Raw genomic sequence first — 19880 nt, 5'->3', positions numbered from 1 at the left:
AAATAATTCGATAAGGCGTTGACAGGAGGTTCCCGCAGTCCCGGTGGGCACACGTCGGCGCCGGACGACCGGGGGTAAACGGGGCGTATCCCACACAGGGAAATCACACCCATGGTGTTGTGCCGCCTGTATCGCCCGCAGAACGACACAGAGCCACGGACGGAATCACGAAATCTCTCGATGGGTTTCTGCGGCCATCCGGCCCGAGCGCGTACGGTCGGGCCGTCATCGATACCGCGTCCATCGAACGGGGATCAGCGTGAACGCGCACGACGTCGAATATATTGAGCTTTATGCAAGTGACCGTGAACAGACAACGGATCACTTCGTAACGTCGTGGGGATTCCGGGAGACGGCACACGCGGCCACGGACACCATGGAATCGGTGGTGCTGCGCCAGGGAAACGTGCAGCTCGTGGTCACCTCGGGCCCGGTCACCAGGGACTTCCTCGCCGCGCACGGCGACGGTATCGCCGACATCGCGTTCGCTTGCGCCGACCCGGCCGCCGCCGCGGAGAGCGCCCGGGCGGCCGGCGCCCGCGCCTGCCCTCCGGGCGACCCCGGGGGCCCGGCGGTCCACGGCTTCGGGGACGTCCGCCACACGCTCCTCCAGCGGGACGCGGGCAGCCCCCCGGGTCTGCCCTGCGGACGCGGCTGGACTCCGGCGGGCCCGGCACCCGAGGGCGCGGACTCCCGGGACCCGGCGCCCGAGCTGCGCCGCCTGGACCACATCGCGGTGTGCCTGGAGGCCGGTTCCCTGCACGACGTCGCCCGCTTCTACCAGGAGGCCTTCGGCCACCAGCAGGTGTCCACCGAGTACGTCGAGGTCGGCGGGCAGGCGATGGACTCCATCGCGACGCGCAGCCCGTCGGGCGGGATCACTTTCACCTTCCTCGAACCGGACACCGCCAAACAGCCCGGACAGATCAACGAGTTCCTGGCGCGCAACGGGGGAGCGGGCGTGCAGCACCTGGCGTTCCTCCTGGACGAGATCGTCCCCTCGGTGCTGGAGTTCGAGGCCCGGGGCGTGGAGTTCCTCCGGACCCCGGACACGTACTACGACGCGCTCGCGGAGCGGATACCGGGTCTCGGGCAGGAGGTCGCCGATCTGCGCAAGACCAGCGTCCTCGCCGACCGGGACGAGTGGGGCCACCTGCTCCAGCTCTTCGCCCGCTCGCCCTTCGAGCAGCGCACCCTGTTCTTCGAACTCATCCAGCGGCAAGGGGCCCGGGGGTTCGGCAGCGCCAACATCCGGGCCCTGTACGAGGCCGTGCAACGCTCCCAGCAGCACTCCTCGTGACCGGACCCGGCCACCCGGACGGCGCCGGGCGCCCCCTCCGAATCGCGGACTGGGCCGCACCGGCCCGCGCCGGCATGGACGCGCACGCCTGGGACTTCATCGAAGGCGGCGCGGGTGAGGAACGCACGCTCACCGAGAACCTCCGGGCCTTCGACCGGGTGCGGTTGCTCACCCGCGTCCTGTCCGGGGGCGGCCACTGCGACACCTCCGTCACCGTCCTCGGGCGCCGGTGGGCGTCGCCGGTGGCCGTGGCGCCGCTCGCCTACCACACCCTGGTGCACCCCGAAGGGGAGGTCGCCACGGTGCGCGGCGCGGCCGCGGCGGGCGTCCCGGTCGTGGTGAGCACCTTCGCGGGCCGGGCCTTCGAGGATCTCGCCGCGTCCGCCGCCACCCCGCTGTGGCTCCAGGTCTACTGCTTCCGCGACCGCGCCACGACCCGCCGGCTGGTCGAGCGCGCGGAACGCGCCGGCTTCGAGGCCCTGGTGCTCACCGTCGACACCCCGCACCTGGGCCGCCGCCTGCGGGACCTGCGCAACGGCTTCCGGCTGCCGGCCCACGTCACCCCGGCCAACCTCCCCCGGCCCGGCGCCGACTACGCGTCCCCGGCCGACCACGGGCGCACCGAACTCGATCCGGCCCTGAACTGGTCGGTGGTGGACTGGCTGCGATCGATCAGCACACTGCCCGTCCTGGTCAAGGGGATCATGTCGGACGCGGACGCGGAACGAGCGGTCGCCGCGGGCGTGGACGGCATCGTGGTCTCCAACCACGGCGGCCGGCAACTGGACCGCGTCCCGGCGACGTTGGATGTGCTCGCCGGGATCACCGCCGCGGTGGCGGGCCGCTGCCCGGTGCTGCTGGACGGTGGGGTGCGGCGCGGTACGGACGTGCTCGCGGCGCTCGCCCTGGGTGCCGACGCGGTGCTGCTGGGCCGCCCGGTGCTGCACGCCCTGGCCGTCGGCGGCCACCAGGGGGTCACCGACGTCCTGGACACGCTCACCGACGAACTGGCCGACGCCATGCTGCTGACGGGCACCGCCACGGTGGCGGACGCGGACGCGGACCTGCTGGCGGCGCCCGCGCCGGAACCCGCGGCCCGTACGCACCCGGCGCCGTCCCGGCCCGTGACGGCCGCGACCCCCGGCACCGCACTGCGCAGGGAAGACCTGCACGGGAGCGTGTCCGATCCGGTGCTCGAAACGATGAACTTCCTCAACGAGATCACCTCTCGGTTTCCCGAGGCCGTCTCCTTCGCGCCCGGCCGCCCGTACGAAGGGTTCTTCGAGACCGAGGAGATCTTCGGGCACATCCGCCGCTACCTCGACCATCTGGCGGGCCAGGGGAATGACCCGGACACCATCCGCACCGCCGTCTACCAGTACGGACCGACCGCCGGGCACATCCGGGAGCTGATCGCCGACTCGCTCCGCAAGGACGAGGGCATCGACGTGCCGCCCGAGTCCATCGTGGTCACGGTCGGCGCGCAGGAGGCCATGCTGCTCACGTTGCGCGCGCTCTTCGCGGACCCGGCGGACGTCCTGCTGGTCGCCAGCCCCTGCTACGTGGGCATCACCGGAGCGGCCCGGCTGCTGGACATCCCGGTCACCGCCGTCGAGGAGCGGGACGACGGCGTCGCCGCGGCCGACCTCGACGCCGCCGTCCGCGCCGAGCGGGCCCGCGGACGGCGGCCCCGGGCCTTCTACCTGGTGCCCGACCACTCGAACCCGTCGGGCAGCACGATGTCCGAGCGGGCCCGGGCCGAGGTGCTTGAGCTGGCCGCCCGCCACGACCTGATCGTTCTTGAGGACAGCCCGTACCGGTTGGTCAGCCCGGGGCCGCAGCTCCCCACCCTCAAGTCGCTCGACCACGACCGCCGGGTGGTGCACCTCGGCTCCTACGCCAAGTCGGTCTTCCCCGGCGCCCGGATCGGATACGCCGTCGCGGACCAGCACGTCAGGGACGCGTCGGGGGCCACCAGCCTGCTCGCCGACGAACTCGCCAGGATCAAGAGCATGGTGACGGTGAACACCCCGGCGCTCAGCCAGGCAGCGGTCGCCGGAGCGCTCCTGGCCGCCGACGGCCGGCTCGCCGAGCTGAACACCCTGCCCGCCCAGCACTACGGCGAGGCCCTGAGGGTGACCCTGGAACAGCTCGGGCGGCACTTCCCCCCGGCCCGCCGCCATGACCTGGGCGTCACCTGGAACGAGCCCGGCGGCGGCTTCTTCCTCACCGTCCGCGTGCCGTTCACCGCGGACAACGCGGCGCTGCGCCGTTCCGCCGAGGAGCACGGAGTGCTCTGGACGCCGATGTCGTACTTCTATCCCCGGTCGGGCGGCGAGCGGGCCATGCGGCTGTCGTTCAGCTATCTGGCGCACGACCGGATCGAGGAGGGCATCGCCCGGCTCGCGGGCTTCATCGAGGCCGAGGCGGCGCGCTCCGGCCGGGCGCCCGCACCGGGAGGTGAGGTCAGCCGCAGGCCGCCGACCCCTCGACCGCCCTGGTGAAGGCGATGAGCAGCTTCTCGATGGCGGCCGGGTCGTCGACGCCCGTGTCGCGGGTCTCGACCACCGTGTAGAGGTCCTGCTCCGGATGTTCCGACACCTTGCAGGAGGACACGGTCCTGCCGACGCCCGCCTTCTCGGTGTGGACGAAGCGCTCGTCCTCCGACAACACCCCGTCGTCCGTGTTGGAGTATCCCTGCGAGACCGTCGCCGTGGTCTGCCCCTGGGACCACCAGGCCCGGGCGAGGCTGAGGGCCTCCTTGCCGTCGACGGACAGGTTGCAGCGGACCGTTCCGCCGTTCGGCTTCACGGTGGCGGTGGAGAGGGTGTCACCGCCGGGCAGGGCGGCCTTCACCAGCGCGGGGTCCACCGGGATCCCGCACGGCGACGCGGGCACGGTGTACGCCTTCTCGGGCGGGTCGTCGCCGGAGCACGCCGACAGGGTGGCGGCGAGGGCGACGGCGGCCGTCAGGGAGAGGGCCGTGCCGATGAACCGGTGACGCGGGAGAGATCCGCGGACAGACAACGCGAGAAGCCTTTCGAGGCGGGGGCGGGGGCGGGGGCGGGGAGGACGCGGAGGGCGTCGACTTCAGCTGTTTCCACTCGTCCTACGTCATGGACAACCCATCTCCTCGGCTTCGAAGGTGCGCAGCAGATCGGCGGCGACGCTCACGGCGATGGTCGCAGGGGCCTTGCCGGTGATGTCGGCCAGCCCGATCGGGGTCGTGATCCGGTCGATGGCGGCCTCGTCGTGACCCCCCTCCGTGAGGAGGCGTTTGCGGAACCGGACCCACTTGGCCGCCGACCCGATCAGCCCGATGGAGCCGAGGTGGGCCGTCCGCAGGGCGGCGTCGCACAGGGCGGCGTCCTCGGCGTGGTCATGGGTCATGATCAGGACGTGGGTGCCGCGCGGCAACTCGTCGAGGACCTCCTCGGGCAGCAGCGGAGTGTGGTGTACCCGCACTCCCGCCACCGCGTCCGCGAGAACGGCGAGCCGCTCCTCGGCGAGGATGTCCGAGCGGCTGTCGATCAGATGGAGGTCGAGGTCCTGACGTGCCAGGACGCGGGCCAGCTCCATCCCGACGTGTCCGACGCCGAAGATCGCCACCGCCCGTACCACCGGGAGCGGTTCGAGCAGCACCGAGACCGTGCCGCCGCAGCACTGGACGCCGTGCCGGTTGGTCACCTTGTCGTTCAGGGCGAAGTCCATCAGCTCCGGTTCGGCGGTGGACGCGGCGATCATCTCCCGGGCCCGGTCGATCGTGACCGCCTCGACGTTGCCGCCGCCGATCGAGCCCCACGTACCGGCCCGCCCGACGACGAGTTTCGCTCCGGCGTTGCGAGGGGCGTGGCCGCGCACGGTCGCGACGGTCACCAGCACGCCGGCCTCCCGGCGGGCTCGCAGCCGGGCGACCGCGGCGAACCAGGTCATGTCAGGCACCGCTCAACGCTGCTGCCCCGGTTCGCGTCCCGGCCCCGGTGGCGGACCCGTCGCCTGGGTGACCGTCGGGGGAGTCGGCGGCCCGACGACTCGCCTCGATCGCCCAGTACACCGCCTCCGGTGTGGCGGGCGAGGCGAGTTCCACGCTCACTCCGGCGGGCCCGAACGCCGCGGCGGCCTGCCGCAGCGCCTCCCGTACCGAGAACGCCAGCATCAGCGGAGGCTCACCCACGGCCTTGGACCCGTAGACCGCGCCTTCCTCGGTGGCGTTCTCCAGCAGCCGGACGTGGAACTCCTGCGGCATCTCCGAGAAGCTGGGCAGCTTGTACGTACTCGCCGCCTGGGTCAGCAGCCGGCCGCGGCCGGGCCCGTCACCGGTGTCCCAGCGCATGTCCTCCAGCGTCAGCCATCCCGCGCCCTGCACGAAACCGCCCTCCACCTGACCGATGTCGATCATCGGGGAGAGGCTGTCGCCGACGTCGTGCACGATGTCCACCCGCCGGATGCGGTACGCGCCGGTGAAGCCGTCCACCTCCACCTCGGTCGCGGCGGCACCGTAGGAGAAGTACTTGAACGGCGACCCCCGGAACGCCTTCGCGTCCCAGTGCAGCCCCTCGGTCCGGTAGAAGCCCGCCGCCGACAGCTGCACGCGCTGGAGGTACGCGGTGCGCACCAGGTCGTCCCAGGCCAGCTCCTCGTCGCTGCCGAGGGCACGCGCGACGCCCTCGACGATGCGTACGTCCGAGGCGTTCGTCCCCAACCGGCCGCCGGCCACCTGGAGCAGCCGCTCGCGGAGTTGCTCGCAGGCGTTCTTCACCGCCGCGCCGTTGAGGTCCGCCCCGGCGCTGGCCGCGGTGGCGGAGGTGTTGGGCACCTTGTCGGTCCGCGTCGGGGCCAGCCGTACCTTGTGCAGGGGGATGCCCAGCGTCGTCGCGGCCACCTGCAGCATCTTGGTGTGCAGGCCCTGGCCCATCTCGGTGCCGCCGTGGTTGATCAGGACCGAGCCGTCCTTGTAGATCAGAACCAGTGCGCCGCCCTGGTTGAAAGCGGTGAGGTTGAACGAGATGCCGAACTTGATCCCGGTGACCGCGAGTCCCCGCTTGGTGTTCGGGTGCGCGGCGTTGAACGCCGCGATCTCCCGCCGCCGATCGGCGACACGACCGTCGGCGCAGACCTGCTGCCAGACGGTGGAGATCCGTTCGGAGTGCGTGACCGGCTGCCCGTACGGCGTCGACTGGCCCTGCCCCGGCCGGTAGAAGTTCCGCTCCCGCAGCTCCATCGGGTCCAGGCCGAGCAGCGGCGCGCACCTGCCCATGATGTCCTCGATCACCAGCATGCCCTGCGGTCCGCCGAAGCCGCGGAAGGCGGTGTTGGAGACCTTGTTGGTCTTGGCGATCCGGCCCGCGACGCGTGCGTTGGGGATCCAGTAGGTGTTGTCGATGTGGCACAGCGCACGGGCGACCACCGGCTCGGACAGGTCCAGGCTCCAGCCGCCGTCCGCGGTCAGGGTGGCGTCCAGTGCCTGGATACGGCCTTCGGCGTCGAAGCCGATCCTCCACTGGGCGTGGAACCCGTGGCGCTTGCCCGACATGGTCAGGTCCTGGGTGCGGTTGAGCCGGACCCGGACCGGCCGGCCGGTCAGCCGGGCGCCGAGCGCGGCGACGGCCGCGAAGCCGTGCGGCTGCATCTCCTTGCCGCCGAAGCCGCCGCCCATCCGCAGGCACTGCACCGTCACCTCGTGACTGTGCAGGCCGAGCACGTGCGCGACGATCTCCTGTGTCTCGGAGGGGTGTTGGGTGCTGCTCTGGACGAACACCTGCCCGCTCTCGTCGACCAGGGCCAGCGCCGCGTGCGTCTCCAGATAGAAGTGCTCCTGGTCGGAGAACTGGAACTCGCCCGAGAACACGTGCGCGGAGTCGGCGAAGCCGGCGTCGACGTCGCCGGTGAGCATCACGGGCCGGGCGCCGTGGAAGCTCTGCGCCGCGATGGCGTCCCGCAGCGCGATCAGTGAGGGCTGCTCGTCGAGGTCCACCTCGACGGCCGCCGCTCCGAGCCGGGCCGCCTCCAGGCTCTCGCCGAGCACCCAGGCGACCGCGTGACCGTGGAACATGACCGTGTCGGGGAACAGCGGTTCGTCGTGCTTCATGCCGGCATCGTTGACGCCGGGCACATCGGCACCGGTCAGCACGCGGACCACACCGGGCACGGCGAGCGCGGGCCCGGTGTCCAGCCGGCTGATCCTGCCGTGGGCCTTCATGACCTGGACCGGGTAGGCGTGCAGAACGTCCTTGGTGCGATGGACCAGGTCGTCGGTGTAGAGCGCGGCGCCGGTGACGTGCTGGGCGGCACTCTCGTGCGGCATCGACACGCCGACGACCGGCTTCTCGGGGCGCTGGGACAACTGGCTCATGAGGAAACCGCCTCGGTGGTCTGCGCGTACAGCTTCAACAGGCTCTGGCCCAGCATCGCGGAGCGGTAGGCGGCGCTCGCGCGCTGATCGTTCAACGGCGTGCCCTCCGCCCGCAGTACCCGCGCCGCGGCGTCGACGGTCTCCGCCGTCCACGGCCTGCCCTCCAGGGCCTCCTCGGTGGTCAGGGCCCGGATCGGGGTGGCGGCGACTCCGCCCAGACCGATGCGGGCCTTCCGGACGATCCCGTCCTCGACGTCGAGCGCGAAGGCGACCGCGACGCTGGAGATGTCGTCGAAGCGCCGCTTGGCGATCTTGTGGAACGCCACGACCGGGGACAGCGGCAGCGGGAGGCGTACCGCGCGGATCAGCTCGCCGGGACGGCGCACGCTCTGCCGGTAACCGGTGAAGTACTCCGCGAGCGGAACCTGTCGTTCGCCGTCGGCGTCGGCGAGGACCACCGACGCCTCCAGGGCGAGCAGCACCGGCGGGCTGTCGCCGATGGGGGAGCCGGTCCCCAGATTGCCGCCGAGCGTCGCGCCGTTGCGGATGAGCCGCGACGCGAACTGCGGGAACAGCTCCGCCAGCAGCGGGACCCGGCCGTCGAGGCGGCGTTCGATCTCGGTGAGCGTCAGCGCCGCCCCGATCTCGACGGCGTCGGATCCGACGCGCAGCTCCCGCAGTTCGGGCAGCCGGTCGACGGCGATCACGCAATCCGCCCTGCGGGAGCGGATGTTCACCTCCACACCCCAGTCGGTGGAGCCGGCGACCACCACCGCGTCGGGCCGCTCGCGCAGCAACCGCAGGGTCTCGCCCAGGGTGTTCCTCCGCAGGAACGCGCTGCCGTCCCGGACGTACTCGGTGGCGACGGGCGCGGGCGGGGACTGCGCGCGACGCCGTGCGAGCGGGTCCTCGTCGGCGGGCGCGCCGACGGCGAACGCGGCATCGCGGATCGGACGGTATCCGGTGCAGCGGCACAGGTTGCCGCTCAGCGCGTGCAGGTCGAAGCCGTTCGGCCCGTGCTCGGGGTCGGTGCCCTCGGCCGGGTCCGGGTGGGCGCAGCGGTCGGGCCGGTAGTACTCGGCGGCCATGCTGCAGACGAACCCCGGTGTGCAGTAACCGCATTGGGAGCCGCCGCGGACCGCCATCTCCTCCTGGACGGGGTGAAGGGTGCCGGGCGTGCCGGGCGTGCCGGCGGTGGCGAGCCCCTCGGAGGTGACGACCTCCTGTCCGTCGAGTGTCGCGGCCGGGAGCAGGCAGGCGTTGACCGCCACCCAGTCGGTGGGCTCGTTCGTCCCGGGACGGGCTACCAGGACCGCGCAGGCGCCGCACTCACCCTCGGCGCAGCCCTCCTTGGTGCCGGTGAGGCCACGCTCGCGCAGAAAGTCCAGCACCGTGGTGTGGGGCGCGGCCGGTGAGATCGGTGCTTCGGTCCCGTTGACCGTGATGCGTGGCGCCGTCACGACAGGCCTTCGTTCCGGTGCGCGCTCGGTCGGTTCATCATTTTCGTCAAGGTCGGACAGCTCTCTTGATTCATACGCACCACGTGGGAAGAGCGGGCGCGAAACGGCGCGCGACAGCGGGGTGCCGCGAAGAACGACGGAGGAAAAGGGAGAGGCGGGGAAGCCGAGAAGTGCCGGGGAGGGCACAGGGGAAGGGGCGGCCTCAGCAGCCGTGCGCGATGCGCCCCGGGACCCAGGCGGTGCACTCGGCGAGGCGACCGAGGTCGGAGTAGGTGAACATCAGCTGGTCGCCTCCTTTCGAGGGCCGGGGTCGGCGTTCTCGGCAAATTAGTGGCTGCCGCCATGGAGGTCAAGAGGCCGTCCGGCGCCGCACCTCGCACGGGCGCCTTCCGCGACCGCCGTCGCTCCATCGTCTGCCGCACGTCTGTCGCCCGGCCTGCGGACGCCCCGCGCCCGGAGGCCGTATCCGGGGGGTCGCCGCTCTTGACGACGGTCGCGGGGCCTCCCCATACTGACGGCCAAATCGATTTGGCCAAATCGATTTGGCCCTCCGTTCGGGGCCGGATCGCGGCTGATGCCCGAGCGTTCCTCACGCCCGAATGGAGCTCCGACGTGTCCCGTCATCGCCAGCCCGCACCCGGATCCGGACAACCACCGACGCCGGAGCCGGTCACGCACGAAACCGGGCAACTCGCCCCGCAGAACGCCCCGCACGACACCGAGCACGTCGCCGCCCCGGAGGCCCCGCAGGACGCCGCGCAGGACGCCGCGCAGGACGCCCCGTCCACAGCTGTGCACCCCGTCGACGAGTCGCGCCCCGTCGGGCGGATCATCCTCTTCGGGATTCAGCACGTCCTCGTCATGGCGGCCACCCCCATCTCGGCGATCTTCCTGATGAGCGCCACCCTCCGGCTCGACGCCGGCCTGACCGTCAACCTGCTCTCCGCGGCGTTCGTGCTCTCCGGCGTCGGGTCGCTGATCCAGTCGCTCGGGCCGTGGAAGTTCGGTCCCCGGCTGCCGTTCGTGATGCTCCCCGGCGGCGCGCCGCTCATCCTGTTCATCGCCATCGCCGAGCAGCACGGTCTGCGTACCGCCACCGGCGCGGTCGTTCTCACCGCGGCCTTCTCCTTCGTCGTCCTGCCGGTCTTCTCGCGGCTGCTCAGGTTCTTCCCGGCCCTGGTCATCGGCACCATGATCGTCATCGTCGGGGTCAACCTGGTGAAGGTCGGCGCGGTCCTCGTCACCGGCCGGCCCGGCGAGCCCGGATTCGCGGACCCGACGAACCTCGCGCTCGGCATGGCGACGATCGGATTCACCGTCGTCTTCTACCTGCTGTTCACCGGAATCCTGCGGCAACTCGCCGTCATGCTCGGCCTGGTCGCCGGCACGGTGCTGGCCGGATTCCTCGGCGGCATCGACCTCTCGCGCGCCGCCGAAGGCGCTCTGGTCAGCGTGCCGGAGCTGATGCCGTTCGGCTCGCCCCAGTTCAGCCTGGTCGCCGCGCTGCCGCTGATGCTCTACAGCCTCGCCTCCATGGCGGAGGCCACCGGTCAGACGGTCATCAACGCCGAGGCCGTCGGCAAGGAGATCGACACCCGCACCGACGTCCCCAAGACCGTCCGCGGTGACGCGCTGACCTCGCTCTTCGGCGGGTTCTTCGGACTGCCGCTGATGGTGACCAGCGGCGAGAACATCGGGATCGTCCGGGTCACCGGCGTCCGCAGCCGCTACGTCACCGCCGCCGCCGGTGTGGTCCTCGTCGTCATCGGGTTCCTCGCGCCGGTGACCCGCGCGATCAGCGTCGTCCCGTCCGCAGTGGTCGGCGGCACGGCCATGGTCGTCTTCGCGGTGATCACCGTGCTCGGCATACAGATGCTCGGCCGTTCCGACCTCGACCGGCACACCTCCACGTTCATCTGCGCCGTCGCCCTGGCGCTGGGCCTGCTGCCGATCCTCATCCCCGGCGTGTACGCGGGCTTCCCGCCGAACGTCCGCATCCTCCTCGAAAGCGGCGTCGCCGTCGGCGCGTTCGTCGCCGCCGTACTCAACATCCTGTTCCACCACGTCCGGCCGCGCCTAGGGGGCGTCTGACCATTGCGCGCGGGCGGGCGGGTCAGACACCCCCAGCCGCCCGGCTGACCACCACCTCACGCACGGAAAGCGACCGATGAACCAGCTCACCCGCGACCTCCTCGACTCACCCGGCCCGCTCCTCCTCGTACCCGATGCCGTGCTGCTGCCGGAAGGGCCCGCCGACGGATACGCGGTCGTCGTCGCCGACGGCTCCTTCCGCGCCGTCGGACCTGCCGGGGAACTGGCACGTACGCACCCGGGGCTCGACGCCGTGACGCTGCCCGGCCACCTCCTGATGCCCGGCTTCGTCGACGCCCACCACCATCTGACCCAGAGCTTCGGCTCCGCGCTCGCCTTCGGGGAGCCCTCGGAGATCTTCCGCAGGGTCTGGGTTCCGCTGGAAGGAGCGCTGGACGAGGAATCGGCCCATGCCGCGGCCAAACTGGCGGCGCTGGAGGCCCTGCGCGGCGGCTTCACCACCGTCACCGACGCCGGTACGCGCGCCGATGTGGACGTCGACATCGTCGCGTCCGCCGCCCGTGACGCCGGAATCCGCTGCGTACTCGGCCTCGTGTGCAACGACGTCGCCGGCGACGCCGCGACCGCCGCCGAGGACTCCACCGCCGCCGTCCTCGAAAGCGCCGAGAAGCACCTCGCCCGGTACGACGGCGATCCGCTGATCCACGCCTCCCTCGCCGTCTCGATCCCCGAGGCGGCCACCTCGACGACCCTGCACCGCACCGCACGTCTCGCCGAGGAAGCCGGCGCGGTCGTGCAGATCCACGTCAACGAGCACCTGGCCGGGGTCGAACGCTCCCTCGTACGGCACGGCCTGCGCCCGCTCGAACACCTGCACAGCATCGGCGCGCTCGGCCCCCAACTGCTCGCCGCCCACGCCACGTTGCTCACCCCGCGCGAACTGACCCTGCTCGCCGACACCGGGACCGCCGTCAGCTACAACCCGGTGGCCAGCGCCTGGAAGGGCAACGCCGTCGCGCCCGCGACCGCCATGGCCGAGCGCGGCATCCGCTTCGGCCTCGGCACCGACGGCACCCGCGGCGACGGATTCCGGCTCGCGGACGCGGCCGAGTTCGCCCAGCGGATCGCCTACGGGCTGGCCACCGGGGACTCGTCGTGCGGCGCCGGCTGGACCTGGCTCGAACACGCCACCGCCGGCGGCGCCGACGCGGTCGGCCTCGGTGCCCGCACCGGCACCGTCGCCGAGGGGCTGGCCGCCGACTTCCTCCTCGTCGACATCACCACCCCCGAGCTCGCCCTCTCCCGGGACGTGCCGTGGGAGCTGGTACGCCGGGGCAACCGCGACCAGATCACCGCCGTGTTCGTCGCCGGAGAGCTACGGCTGTGGCGCGGCCTGCCCACCGGCTGGGACGGCCCGGCCCTCGTGCGGCAGGCGGCCCAACTGGCCCGTGCCGCCGTCGAAAGGGCGCCCATCACCCGCGTACACCCCACCTCCGCGGCGGCACGGCAGCGGAGCACCGCACGGTGAGTACGGAAGCACTCGTGGTCCTCGCCGTCACGGTGGCCGTCGCCGCGTTCGTCCAGGGCAGCAGTGGTCTCGGCTTCGCCCTGATCGTCGCGCCCGTGGCCGGGATGCTCGACCCCGGTCTGCTCCCGGTGTTCGTCCTGGCGGCCATGATCCCGCTCAACCTGTACGTCGCCTGGCGCGAACGCGCCTCGATCGACCTGCGCGGCGCGGGCTGGATCACCGGGGCCCGGCTGGCCGCCACGCCCGCCGGACTCGCCCTGCTCTGGCTGATCCCGGACCGCAGCATCGGCCTGTTCGTGGGCATCGCCACCGTGCTGGCCGCGGTCGTGAGCCTGGTCGCACCCGCCTTCACCCCCGGCCGGGCGGCCTACCTCGGAGCGGGCGTGGTGACCGGACTCACCGAGACCGCGACCGGCGTCGGCGGCCCCCCGCTCGCGCTCGTCTACCAGCACCGGCCGCCCGCGGAACTGCGCTCGACCGTCGCCGCCTGCTTCCTCGTCGGGGAAGTGGCCTCACTGGGACTGCTGTTCGCGACGGGGGAGGGCGAGACCGGACACCTGGGTCTCGCGGTGGCGCTGCTGCCGGTGATCGCCGCGGGCGCGTGGCTGAGCCGGCTGGTGCACCACCGGCTGGACGCGCGCCGCATGCGGCTGTGCGTCCTCGTCTTCGCCCTGGTCTCCGGTCTGGTGCTCATGCTCGGGCTGTGACCCGCAGCGACGAGGCACGCGGAACGACCTGCGGCTCGGGCGCCGTCGCCACCGAGGCGGCGGCGCCCTCGCCGCGCAGCCGGCCGAGCAGCAGCTCCACCGCGGCGGCCGCCGCACGGTCCAGATGAAGGTCCACGGCGGTCAGCGGCGGCTCGCAGGTGCGCGCACGCAGCCCGTCGTACCGGGTGACGACCATGACGTCGCCCGGTACGGACCGCCCGCTGTCCCGGACCGCCCGCACCGCGCCCACCGCGAACGCGTCCACCAGCGCGCAGACCGCGTCGGTTTCGGGGTGCTCGGCCAGCAGGGCGGCACAGCTCTCGTACCCGGCCTGCTCGCCGCCCGCCTCCGGGGCGCTCGCCACGACGGGCTCCCAGCCGTACCGCTCGGCGACCCGCTCGTACGCGGCGAGCGCGTCGACCGACGAGTGGCGTGATCCGGAGCCGACGATCAGCGCGGGCCGCCGGGCGCCCTGTTCGCGCAGATGCGCGAACAGCAACTCGGCGACCGCCCCGCCGCGCAGATCGACGTACGGCGACGTGTCGTCCGGCGACACCGGCCGGCCGAGCGACACATAGGGCAGCCCCCGCTCCCTCAACTGCGCCGCGGCGGCGTCGTTCACGTCCGGCTCGACGACGATGGCGCCGTCGATGTCGACGGAGTACAGCGCGGACCCCGACTGCACGGGCGGTACGAGCACCAGCGCGTAGCCGTGCAGCAACGCGCTCTCCGCGGCGGCGGCGGCGATCTCCATGTAGAACCCGAGCCGCGACGGCCCACCGGCCACCGCGAACGGCATCGAGGAGGCGAGCGCGATGGCCTTCGCCTCGCCCCGGCGCAGCCGCTGGGCCCGCAGATTGGGCCGGTACCCGAGCTCGGCGGCGACCTGCTTGATGCGTTCCCTGGTCCGGGGATCGACCTTGCCGATCCCGTTGAGGGCGTGGGAGACCGTCGTACGCGACACCTCGGCGAGCCGCGCGACATCGGCGATCGTCGGTGGCCGCGAGCCGGGACCGGATGTTCGCATCGACGGGCACTCCTTGCGGGCTGGGGACGGGGCACCCCATCTTCGCCCACCGCCCTCCCCGGGGCGTCTTCCCGCGGTGCCCTCACGGGAGGAAGGCCTCGTGGACCCCGGGGCCGCACGAATCACGCGAACGCGTGATGGCAGCCCGCGGCCGCTCCAGGATGCTCGGTCCGCAAGCTGACCGGATGCTGCGGCAGGAGGCGTGACGTGACCTTTTCTGTGCCCACGAACCCCCGGACCTGGAGCCTGAACCATGGGTGAACACCGGCGTGACATCGATATCGCGGTCATCGGGGCGGGCGTGCTCGGGCTCGCCACCACGGACAGTCTGGTGCGCCGGGGCGCCGACGTCGTCTGCTTCGACGGTCGGGTTCCCGGCAGTGGACTGTCCGGCGGCCTGACCCGGACGTTCCGGCACCGGCACGACGACGAGCGGCACGTCGCGCTCGCCGTGGACGGGCGCGCCGGGTTCGCCGAGTGGGAGCGGCGCAGCGGGAAGGTGCTGATCGGCGACGAGGGCGCCGTCTACGCCGGGATGGGACCCGCCGATGTGAAGGGGCTGGCCCTGCACGGGGTGGCGCACCACTTCGTCGAGGCGGCCGGGCAGGACTCCGTCTTCCCCGGGCTCGCCCCGGTGGACGGTCCGCTGCTCGTCGACCCCGGGGCGGGAGCGATACGGGCCAAGCACACCATCGACGCGCTCGTCGGATGGGTGGGCGACCGGATCGTCAACGCCCACATCCACAGCGTCACCGTGCCCTCGGACGGGGACGGCGTGGAGATCCAGACCACCGAGGCCATCTACCGGGCCCGGCACGTCGTGATCGCGGCGGGCACCGCCGCCCCCGGCCTGGCCCGCGGGGCCGGGATCGACATCCCGCTGGAGTCGCGGCTGCACGTGCGCCCGCACTTCCGGGTCCGCGGGCACGAGCCCGGCCGCACCCGGGCACTGCCGTGCTGGGTGGACCGCGCCGGGATCTGGGGCGAGACCGTGTACGGGTCGCCGATCGGCGACACCGGCCGGTACGTGATCGGGCTCATCGGCGCCGAGGTCGACATCCCGTTCGGCCCGGACGGCGCCCTGCCCGAGGGCAGCACCACCCTGGACGACGCCCGGCGGGTCGTCGACTACGTCGAGCGGGCGCTGCCCGGACTCGATCCCGAACCCGTGGGCGTACGGGTCTGTGTGATGACCAAGCTGCCGGCCGGGAGCGACGCGCTGCGGGCCTGGCACACCCCCGGGGTCACGGCCGTCGCGGGGCACAACCTCTTCAAGATGGCGCCCGTTCTCGGCGAACTGCTCGCCGACACGGCCCTGGAGGACCGGCTGCCCGACCGGCTGGCGGACGCCGGGGCCGGGGCTCTGGTCGCGCCGTGACGGCCGCTCCCACCGGCCGGATCACGGTGACCGGCGCCACCGGAACCCTCGGCACCGCTCTCGTACGGGAGCTGGCGGGGCGCGGTCACCGGCCCCTCGCGCTCGTCCGGCCGGGCCGGGGCGGGGCGGTGGCGGGGCCGGCCGATCCGGTCGAGGCGGATCTGGGCGACGGCGGACCGGAGGCCGTACGACGGCTGGCCGGGGCGCTGGCCGGCACCCGGGCCCTGTTCCTGCTGACCCCGTTCCACCCCCGGCAGGACCTGCTCCAGCGGACCGTCATCGAGGCGGCGGCGGCCGCCGGGGTCGCCCATGTGGTCAAGCTGTCGGCCCTGGGCGCGGACCCGGACTCACCGGTGCTCGTCCACCGCCAGCACGGCCTGGCCGAACGGGCCCTGGCCGACCGGTGTCCCGGCCACACCGTCTTGCGCCCCAACGCGTTCACGCAGAACGCCGCCCAGTGGCTCGGCACCATCGCGTCCCGGGGGGCCGTGCTGCTCCCCGTCGGGCGGGCCCGGGTGAGCATGGTCGACGTACGGGACATCGCGGCGGCCGCGGCGACCCTGCTCACCGGCCCGCCGGGCCGCGGCGAGGTGCACGAGCTGACCGGGCCCCGGGCGCTCGGGTACGCGGAGGCCGCCGAGGAGTTGACGGCGGCCTCCGGGCGGGAGATCCGCTACCTGGACGTCTCCGAGGACGAGGCGCGCCGGGCGATGCTCGGGGCGGGCGTCCCGGCCTGGGCGGTGGCCGCCCGGCTCCAGCTGTACGCGACCTACGCGGCCGGGGAGGCCGAGACGGTCACCGGCGCCCTGCGGGAACTGACCGGGCGTCCGCCCCGGCCGTTCGGGGACTTCGCGCGTTCCCTCGCGGAGCGGATCAGGGCCCTGCCGGCCCCCGGCGCGGCGGAGGCGCCCCGATGAGCCTCCACGTGGCCCCCGGCACCCTGGTCGTCCACGCCGACATCGGGTGCCCCTGGGCCCACCTCGCCGTGTACCGGCTGCACACCGTCAGGGCGGCCCTCGGGCTCGGGGAGCGGGTGCGCTTCGACATCCGGGCGTTCCCGCTGGAACTGATCAACGAGATGTCCACGCCCAAGCTGATCCTGGAGGCGGAGACCCCGGTCGTCGGCGCGCTGGAGCCGGAGGCAGGCTGGCAGCTGTGGCAACGCCCCGACCACACCTACCCGGTGAGCACCCTGCTGGCGATGGAGGCCGTCGAGGCGGCCAAGGAGCAGGGGCTCGCGGCGAGCGAGACGCTCGACCGGGCGCTGCGGGTGGCGCTGTTCGGGCAGAGCCGCACGATCACGATGCGCCACGAGATCCTCGCCGTCGCCCGGGAGTGCGGGGTGGACGCCGAGGAGCTCAAGCGGGCCCTGGTGCGGGGGAGCGCGCGGGCGGCTGTCGAGGAGCAGTTGGCCGTCTCGCTGAGCGACGCCGTGCAGGGCAGTCCCCACGTCTTCGCCCCGGGCGGGCTCGACGCCCACAACCCGGGCGTCGAGCGCCACTGGCTCGGCGAGATGGGGACCGGCTTCCCCGTCGTGGACCGGGATGAGCCCGGCCCCGTCTACGAGGCGCTGCTGAAGCGGGCCGCGCAGGGCTGAGCAGCCCGCGGACACAGCGGCGGGAGGCCGCCCACCGGTTTCTTCACGGTGGGCGGCCTCCCGCCGCTGGTGCGGTGTTCCTGTCGCGGTGGCCCCTCGCCGGCCACCGCGACAGGAGGCTCACTCCGGGACGATGATCATGCCGAAGTCCTCGGCCCGTTGCACCACGAGCTGTTCGTAGCCGACCGGCTCGTCCGGACGGTCCTTGCCCGGGACGACCGGCGATCCGATCTCCATGAAGAAGTTCTCGAAACCGGCCGGAGCGAGCACGAAGAGCAGCTTCGTGATTTTGCTGGAGTCGTTGCGGAATTTGTGCTTGGCGCCCCGCGGAATGAAAATGAACGCCCCGCTCTCCGCCTTGATGACTTCTTCACCCGACGCCACGGTGAGTTCGCCGTCGAGAAGATAGAAGATCTCGTCCGCGTCGTTGTGGATGTGCATCGGCGGACCGTTGTCCGGGGCTATCTCCCCTTCGAGCAGGGTGAATCCCGGGCCGGTGGTGCCCTTTCCCGCCTTCACCGTGTACTTGTCACCCTGAAGGGCCCAGACGCTGGGCCCTTCGCCGGGAGCCACGTACGTAATCGATTCCGATCCTGTTCCAGCGCCCTGCGGGCCCCACGGGATACTCATCGGCTTCCTCACGGTCGTCACGGTCGTCGCGTCGTTGCCGTGCTCAAGTCAACCGGGGAGCCGGGCGCCGGGCATCACGTGATCACGTGATGTGGCGGTGTGCGCCGCGATGACATCTTCCCCGGAACAGGCACCCGGCACTCGCCGGGCATCGTCGACAACGGAGGAAGAACCATGACCCCGGTATCGCGCAGACGACTTCTCACCGGCACCGCGGCAGCGGTGGGGGCCACGGCGCTGGTCGGGCCGGCCGAGGCGGTGGCGTCCGGGAGTCCCGCTCGTACGCGCCAGATCCGTGCGCTGACGGTGGCCCCGACGGACGTCCGGTACTCGGGGCTGACCAGCGGTCAGAACCAGCTGTTCAGCAGCAGGCCCGAGGCCATCCGGCTGCCGAACAGCACCGCCCAGGTGGTCGCCGCGGTGCAGGAGGCCGTGACGGCGGGCAAGCGGATCAGCGTCCGGGGCGGGGGCCACTGCTACGAGAACTTCGTCGACCACCCGGACGTGAAGGTGATCATCGACATGTCCGCCATGCGCGCGGTCGCCCACGACGCGCGGATGCGGGCCTTCTCGGTGGAGGGCGGCGCCACGCTCGGCGAGATGTACCAGGTGATGTTCCGGCAGTGGGGCGTCACCCTGCCCGGCGGGGCCTGCTACTCGGTCGGGGTCGGCGGCCATGTCACCGGCGGCGGTTACGGCAATCTGAGCCGGCTCCACGGGCTGGTCGTCGACTACCTGTACGCCGTCGAGGTCGTCGTGGTCGACCCCGACGGACGGGCCCGGTCCGTCATCGCCACCCGGGAGGCCGACGACCCCAACCGGGACCTGTGGTGGGCCCACACCGGCGGCGGTGGCGGCACCTTCGGCGTCGTGACCCGCTACTGGTTCCGCTCGCCCACCGCGACCGGGACCGACCCCTCGACCCTGCTGCCCGCCCCGCCCTCCGACGTCCTGGTGACCTGGCTCCAGTGGCCCTGGAGCAGGCTGAACGAGGCCGCCTTCACCCGGCTGATACACAACTACGGCCTCTGGAACGAGCAGAACAGCTCGCCCACCTCCCCGTACACCGGGCTGACCGCGCGTCTGGAGCCGGGGCCGAAGACGGCCGGCAGCGTCCTGCTCGCCGTGCAGATGGACACCGCCGTGCCGAACGCCCCCGGCTCCTCGCCGACTTCCTGGCCGCCGTCAACGACGGCGTGGGGGTGACGCCCGTGCAGTACCAGGAGCTGCACCGGCTGCCCTGGTTCCAGGCCACCGGCTGGCCCGGGTTCTGGATGAGCAACCCCACCGACCGCTACAAGTACAAGTCCAGCTACCACCGCAAGGGGCTCACCGGCGAGCAGACGGCCGGCCTCTACCGGGTGCTCACGGACTCCGCCTACGACCACCCGGCCTTCGTCGTCTCCATCGCCGCGCACGGCGGCCGGGTCAACGCGGTGTCGCCGACCGCGACGGCCCAGCCGCACCGCGACAGCGTGCTGAAGCTGCTCTGGGGCACGGCGTGGGGCAACCCCAGCGACGACGCGAAGCACTTCGCGTACATCCGGCGGGCCTACTCCACCGTCTACGCCTCGACCGGCGGTGTGCCCGTCCTCAACGACGTCACGGACGGCTGCTACATCAACTACCCCGACGCCGACCTCACCGACCGGGTGCGGCACAACCGCTCGGGCACCGCCTGGCACGACCTTTACTGGAAGCAGAACTACCCCGCGCTCCAGCGCGCCAAGACACGCTGGGACCAGCGGAACGTCTTCCGCCACGCGCAGTCCGTCAGGCCGGTCGGGTCCTGACCGCGCGGCCGGCGGGGCGCCCGGATCCCCGCATCCGGTGACGGGCGCCCCGGACC

16 protein-coding genes are annotated in these 19880 nt (G+C 72.5%); 10 read left to right on the top strand and 6 right to left on the bottom strand.

The features are described from left to right. Positions 1 to 259: 259 nt before the first annotated feature. Together hppD and IE272_RS03370 are read left to right on the top strand one after the other, a co-directional pair. Positions 260 to 1300, top strand: a complete 1041-nt coding sequence (gene hppD / locus IE272_RS03375; protein WP_190006219.1) for a 4-hydroxyphenylpyruvate dioxygenase — start codon at positions 260 to 262, stop codon at positions 1298 to 1300. Beyond that, entirely contained in the window at positions 1297 to 3804 is a 2508-nt protein-coding gene (locus IE272_RS03370; RefSeq protein WP_229897191.1) for an aminotransferase class I/II-fold pyridoxal phosphate-dependent enzyme, read from the top strand. Before hppD ends, IE272_RS03370 begins: the two co-directional genes overlap by 4 nt. On the opposite strand, the gene IE272_RS03365 is transcribed toward IE272_RS03370, so the two are convergent. From IE272_RS03365 to IE272_RS03350, 4 genes are all read right to left on the bottom strand, one after another. Next, the gene (locus tag IE272_RS03365) at positions 3767 to 4327 is read right to left on the bottom strand and encodes a hypothetical protein (protein ID WP_057662525.1); all 561 of its coding nucleotides are present in this window, start codon (positions 4325 to 4327) and stop codon (positions 3767 to 3769) included. The two genes, IE272_RS03370 and IE272_RS03365, sit on opposite strands and share 38 nt — an antisense overlap. Positions 4328 to 4414: 87 nt before the next feature. Next, positions 4415 to 5233 (bottom strand): xanthine dehydrogenase accessory protein XdhC, encoded by an 819-nt coding sequence (gene xdhC / locus IE272_RS03360; protein ID WP_190006218.1) that lies wholly within the window; start codon positions 5231 to 5233, stop codon positions 4415 to 4417. Position 5234: 1 nt separating this feature from the next. Next, positions 5235 to 7652 carry a xanthine dehydrogenase molybdopterin binding subunit gene (gene xdhB, locus IE272_RS03355; RefSeq protein ID WP_073958797.1) on the bottom strand — a complete coding sequence of 806 codons (2418 nt, stop codon included), beginning with the start codon at positions 7650 to 7652 and terminating at the stop codon, positions 5235 to 5237. Then, a complete protein-coding gene (locus IE272_RS03350) occupies positions 7649 to 9112 on the bottom strand; it encodes a xanthine dehydrogenase small subunit (protein ID WP_190006217.1) in 1464 nt (487 codons plus the stop codon). The genes xdhB and IE272_RS03350 overlap by 4 nt, the downstream gene beginning before the upstream one ends. 612 nt (positions 9113 to 9724) lie before the next feature. On the opposite strand from IE272_RS03350, the gene IE272_RS03345 reads away from it, so the two are divergent. From IE272_RS03345 to IE272_RS03335, 3 genes are all read left to right on the top strand, one after another. Continuing rightward, positions 9725 to 11203, top strand: a complete 1479-nt coding sequence (locus IE272_RS03345) for a uracil-xanthine permease family protein (protein WP_229897190.1) — start codon at positions 9725 to 9727, stop codon at positions 11201 to 11203. A 76-nt stretch (positions 11204 to 11279) separates the two neighbouring features. Next, positions 11280 to 12692: an amidohydrolase family protein gene (locus tag IE272_RS03340; protein WP_190006216.1), complete on the top strand. Its 1413-nt coding sequence runs from the start codon at positions 11280 to 11282 to the stop codon at positions 12690 to 12692. Beyond that, positions 12689 to 13399 (top strand): sulfite exporter TauE/SafE family protein, encoded by a 711-nt coding sequence (locus IE272_RS03335; RefSeq protein WP_050361362.1) that lies wholly within the window; start codon positions 12689 to 12691, stop codon positions 13397 to 13399. The genes IE272_RS03340 and IE272_RS03335 overlap by 4 nt, the downstream gene beginning before the upstream one ends. Here the strand turns inward: IE272_RS03335 and IE272_RS03330 are convergent. After that, entirely contained in the window at positions 13383 to 14426 is a 1044-nt protein-coding gene (locus IE272_RS03330; RefSeq protein ID WP_056706768.1) for a LacI family DNA-binding transcriptional regulator, read from the bottom strand. The two genes, IE272_RS03335 and IE272_RS03330, sit on opposite strands and share 17 nt — an antisense overlap. A 253-nt stretch (positions 14427 to 14679) precedes the next feature. Here IE272_RS03330 and IE272_RS03325 point away from each other — a divergent pair, with 253 nt between their 5' ends. From IE272_RS03325 to IE272_RS03315, 3 genes are read left to right on the top strand one after another with little or no spacing between them, the layout of a single operon-like run. Beyond that, positions 14680 to 15804, top strand: coding sequence for an NAD(P)/FAD-dependent oxidoreductase (locus IE272_RS03325; RefSeq protein WP_057662513.1), 1125 nt, complete (start codon positions 14680 to 14682; stop codon positions 15802 to 15804). Further along, complete coding sequence (locus tag IE272_RS03320) at positions 15801 to 16721, top strand: NAD(P)H-binding protein (protein WP_190006215.1); 921 nt, start codon at positions 15801 to 15803, stop codon at positions 16719 to 16721. Before IE272_RS03325 ends, IE272_RS03320 begins: the two co-directional genes overlap by 4 nt. Next, the gene (locus IE272_RS03315) at positions 16718 to 17401 is read left to right on the top strand and encodes a DsbA family oxidoreductase (protein ID WP_057662511.1); all 684 of its coding nucleotides are present in this window, start codon (positions 16718 to 16720) and stop codon (positions 17399 to 17401) included. Before IE272_RS03320 ends, IE272_RS03315 begins: the two co-directional genes overlap by 4 nt. A gap of 120 nt (positions 17402 to 17521) precedes the next feature. Here the strand turns inward: IE272_RS03315 and IE272_RS03310 are convergent, their stop codons facing one another. Then, the gene (locus tag IE272_RS03310) at positions 17522 to 17974 is read right to left on the bottom strand and encodes a cupin domain-containing protein (protein WP_050361358.1); all 453 of its coding nucleotides are present in this window, start codon (positions 17972 to 17974) and stop codon (positions 17522 to 17524) included. 231 nt (positions 17975 to 18205) lie between these two features. Here IE272_RS03310 and IE272_RS39205 point away from each other — a divergent pair, with 231 nt between their 5' ends. Both IE272_RS39205 and IE272_RS39200 read left to right on the top strand, forming a co-directional pair. After that, positions 18206 to 19237 (top strand): FAD-binding oxidoreductase, encoded by a 1032-nt coding sequence (locus IE272_RS39205; protein WP_308433842.1) that lies wholly within the window; start codon positions 18206 to 18208, stop codon positions 19235 to 19237. A 5-nt stretch (positions 19238 to 19242) separates the two neighbouring features. Then, positions 19243 to 19824, top strand: a complete 582-nt coding sequence (locus IE272_RS39200) for a BBE domain-containing protein (RefSeq protein ID WP_308433841.1) — start codon at positions 19243 to 19245, stop codon at positions 19822 to 19824. Positions 19825 to 19880: the final 56 nt, after the last annotated feature.

Origin of the sequence: Streptomyces anulatus, from assembly GCF_014650675.1 — a bacterium.
In the GTDB taxonomy this organism is placed as follows: Bacteria; Actinomycetota; Actinomycetes; order Streptomycetales; family Streptomycetaceae; genus Streptomyces; species Streptomyces anulatus.
The sequence above is the reverse complement of the archived record's forward strand: the minus strand, read 5'-3'. Positions and strand labels throughout refer to the sequence as shown.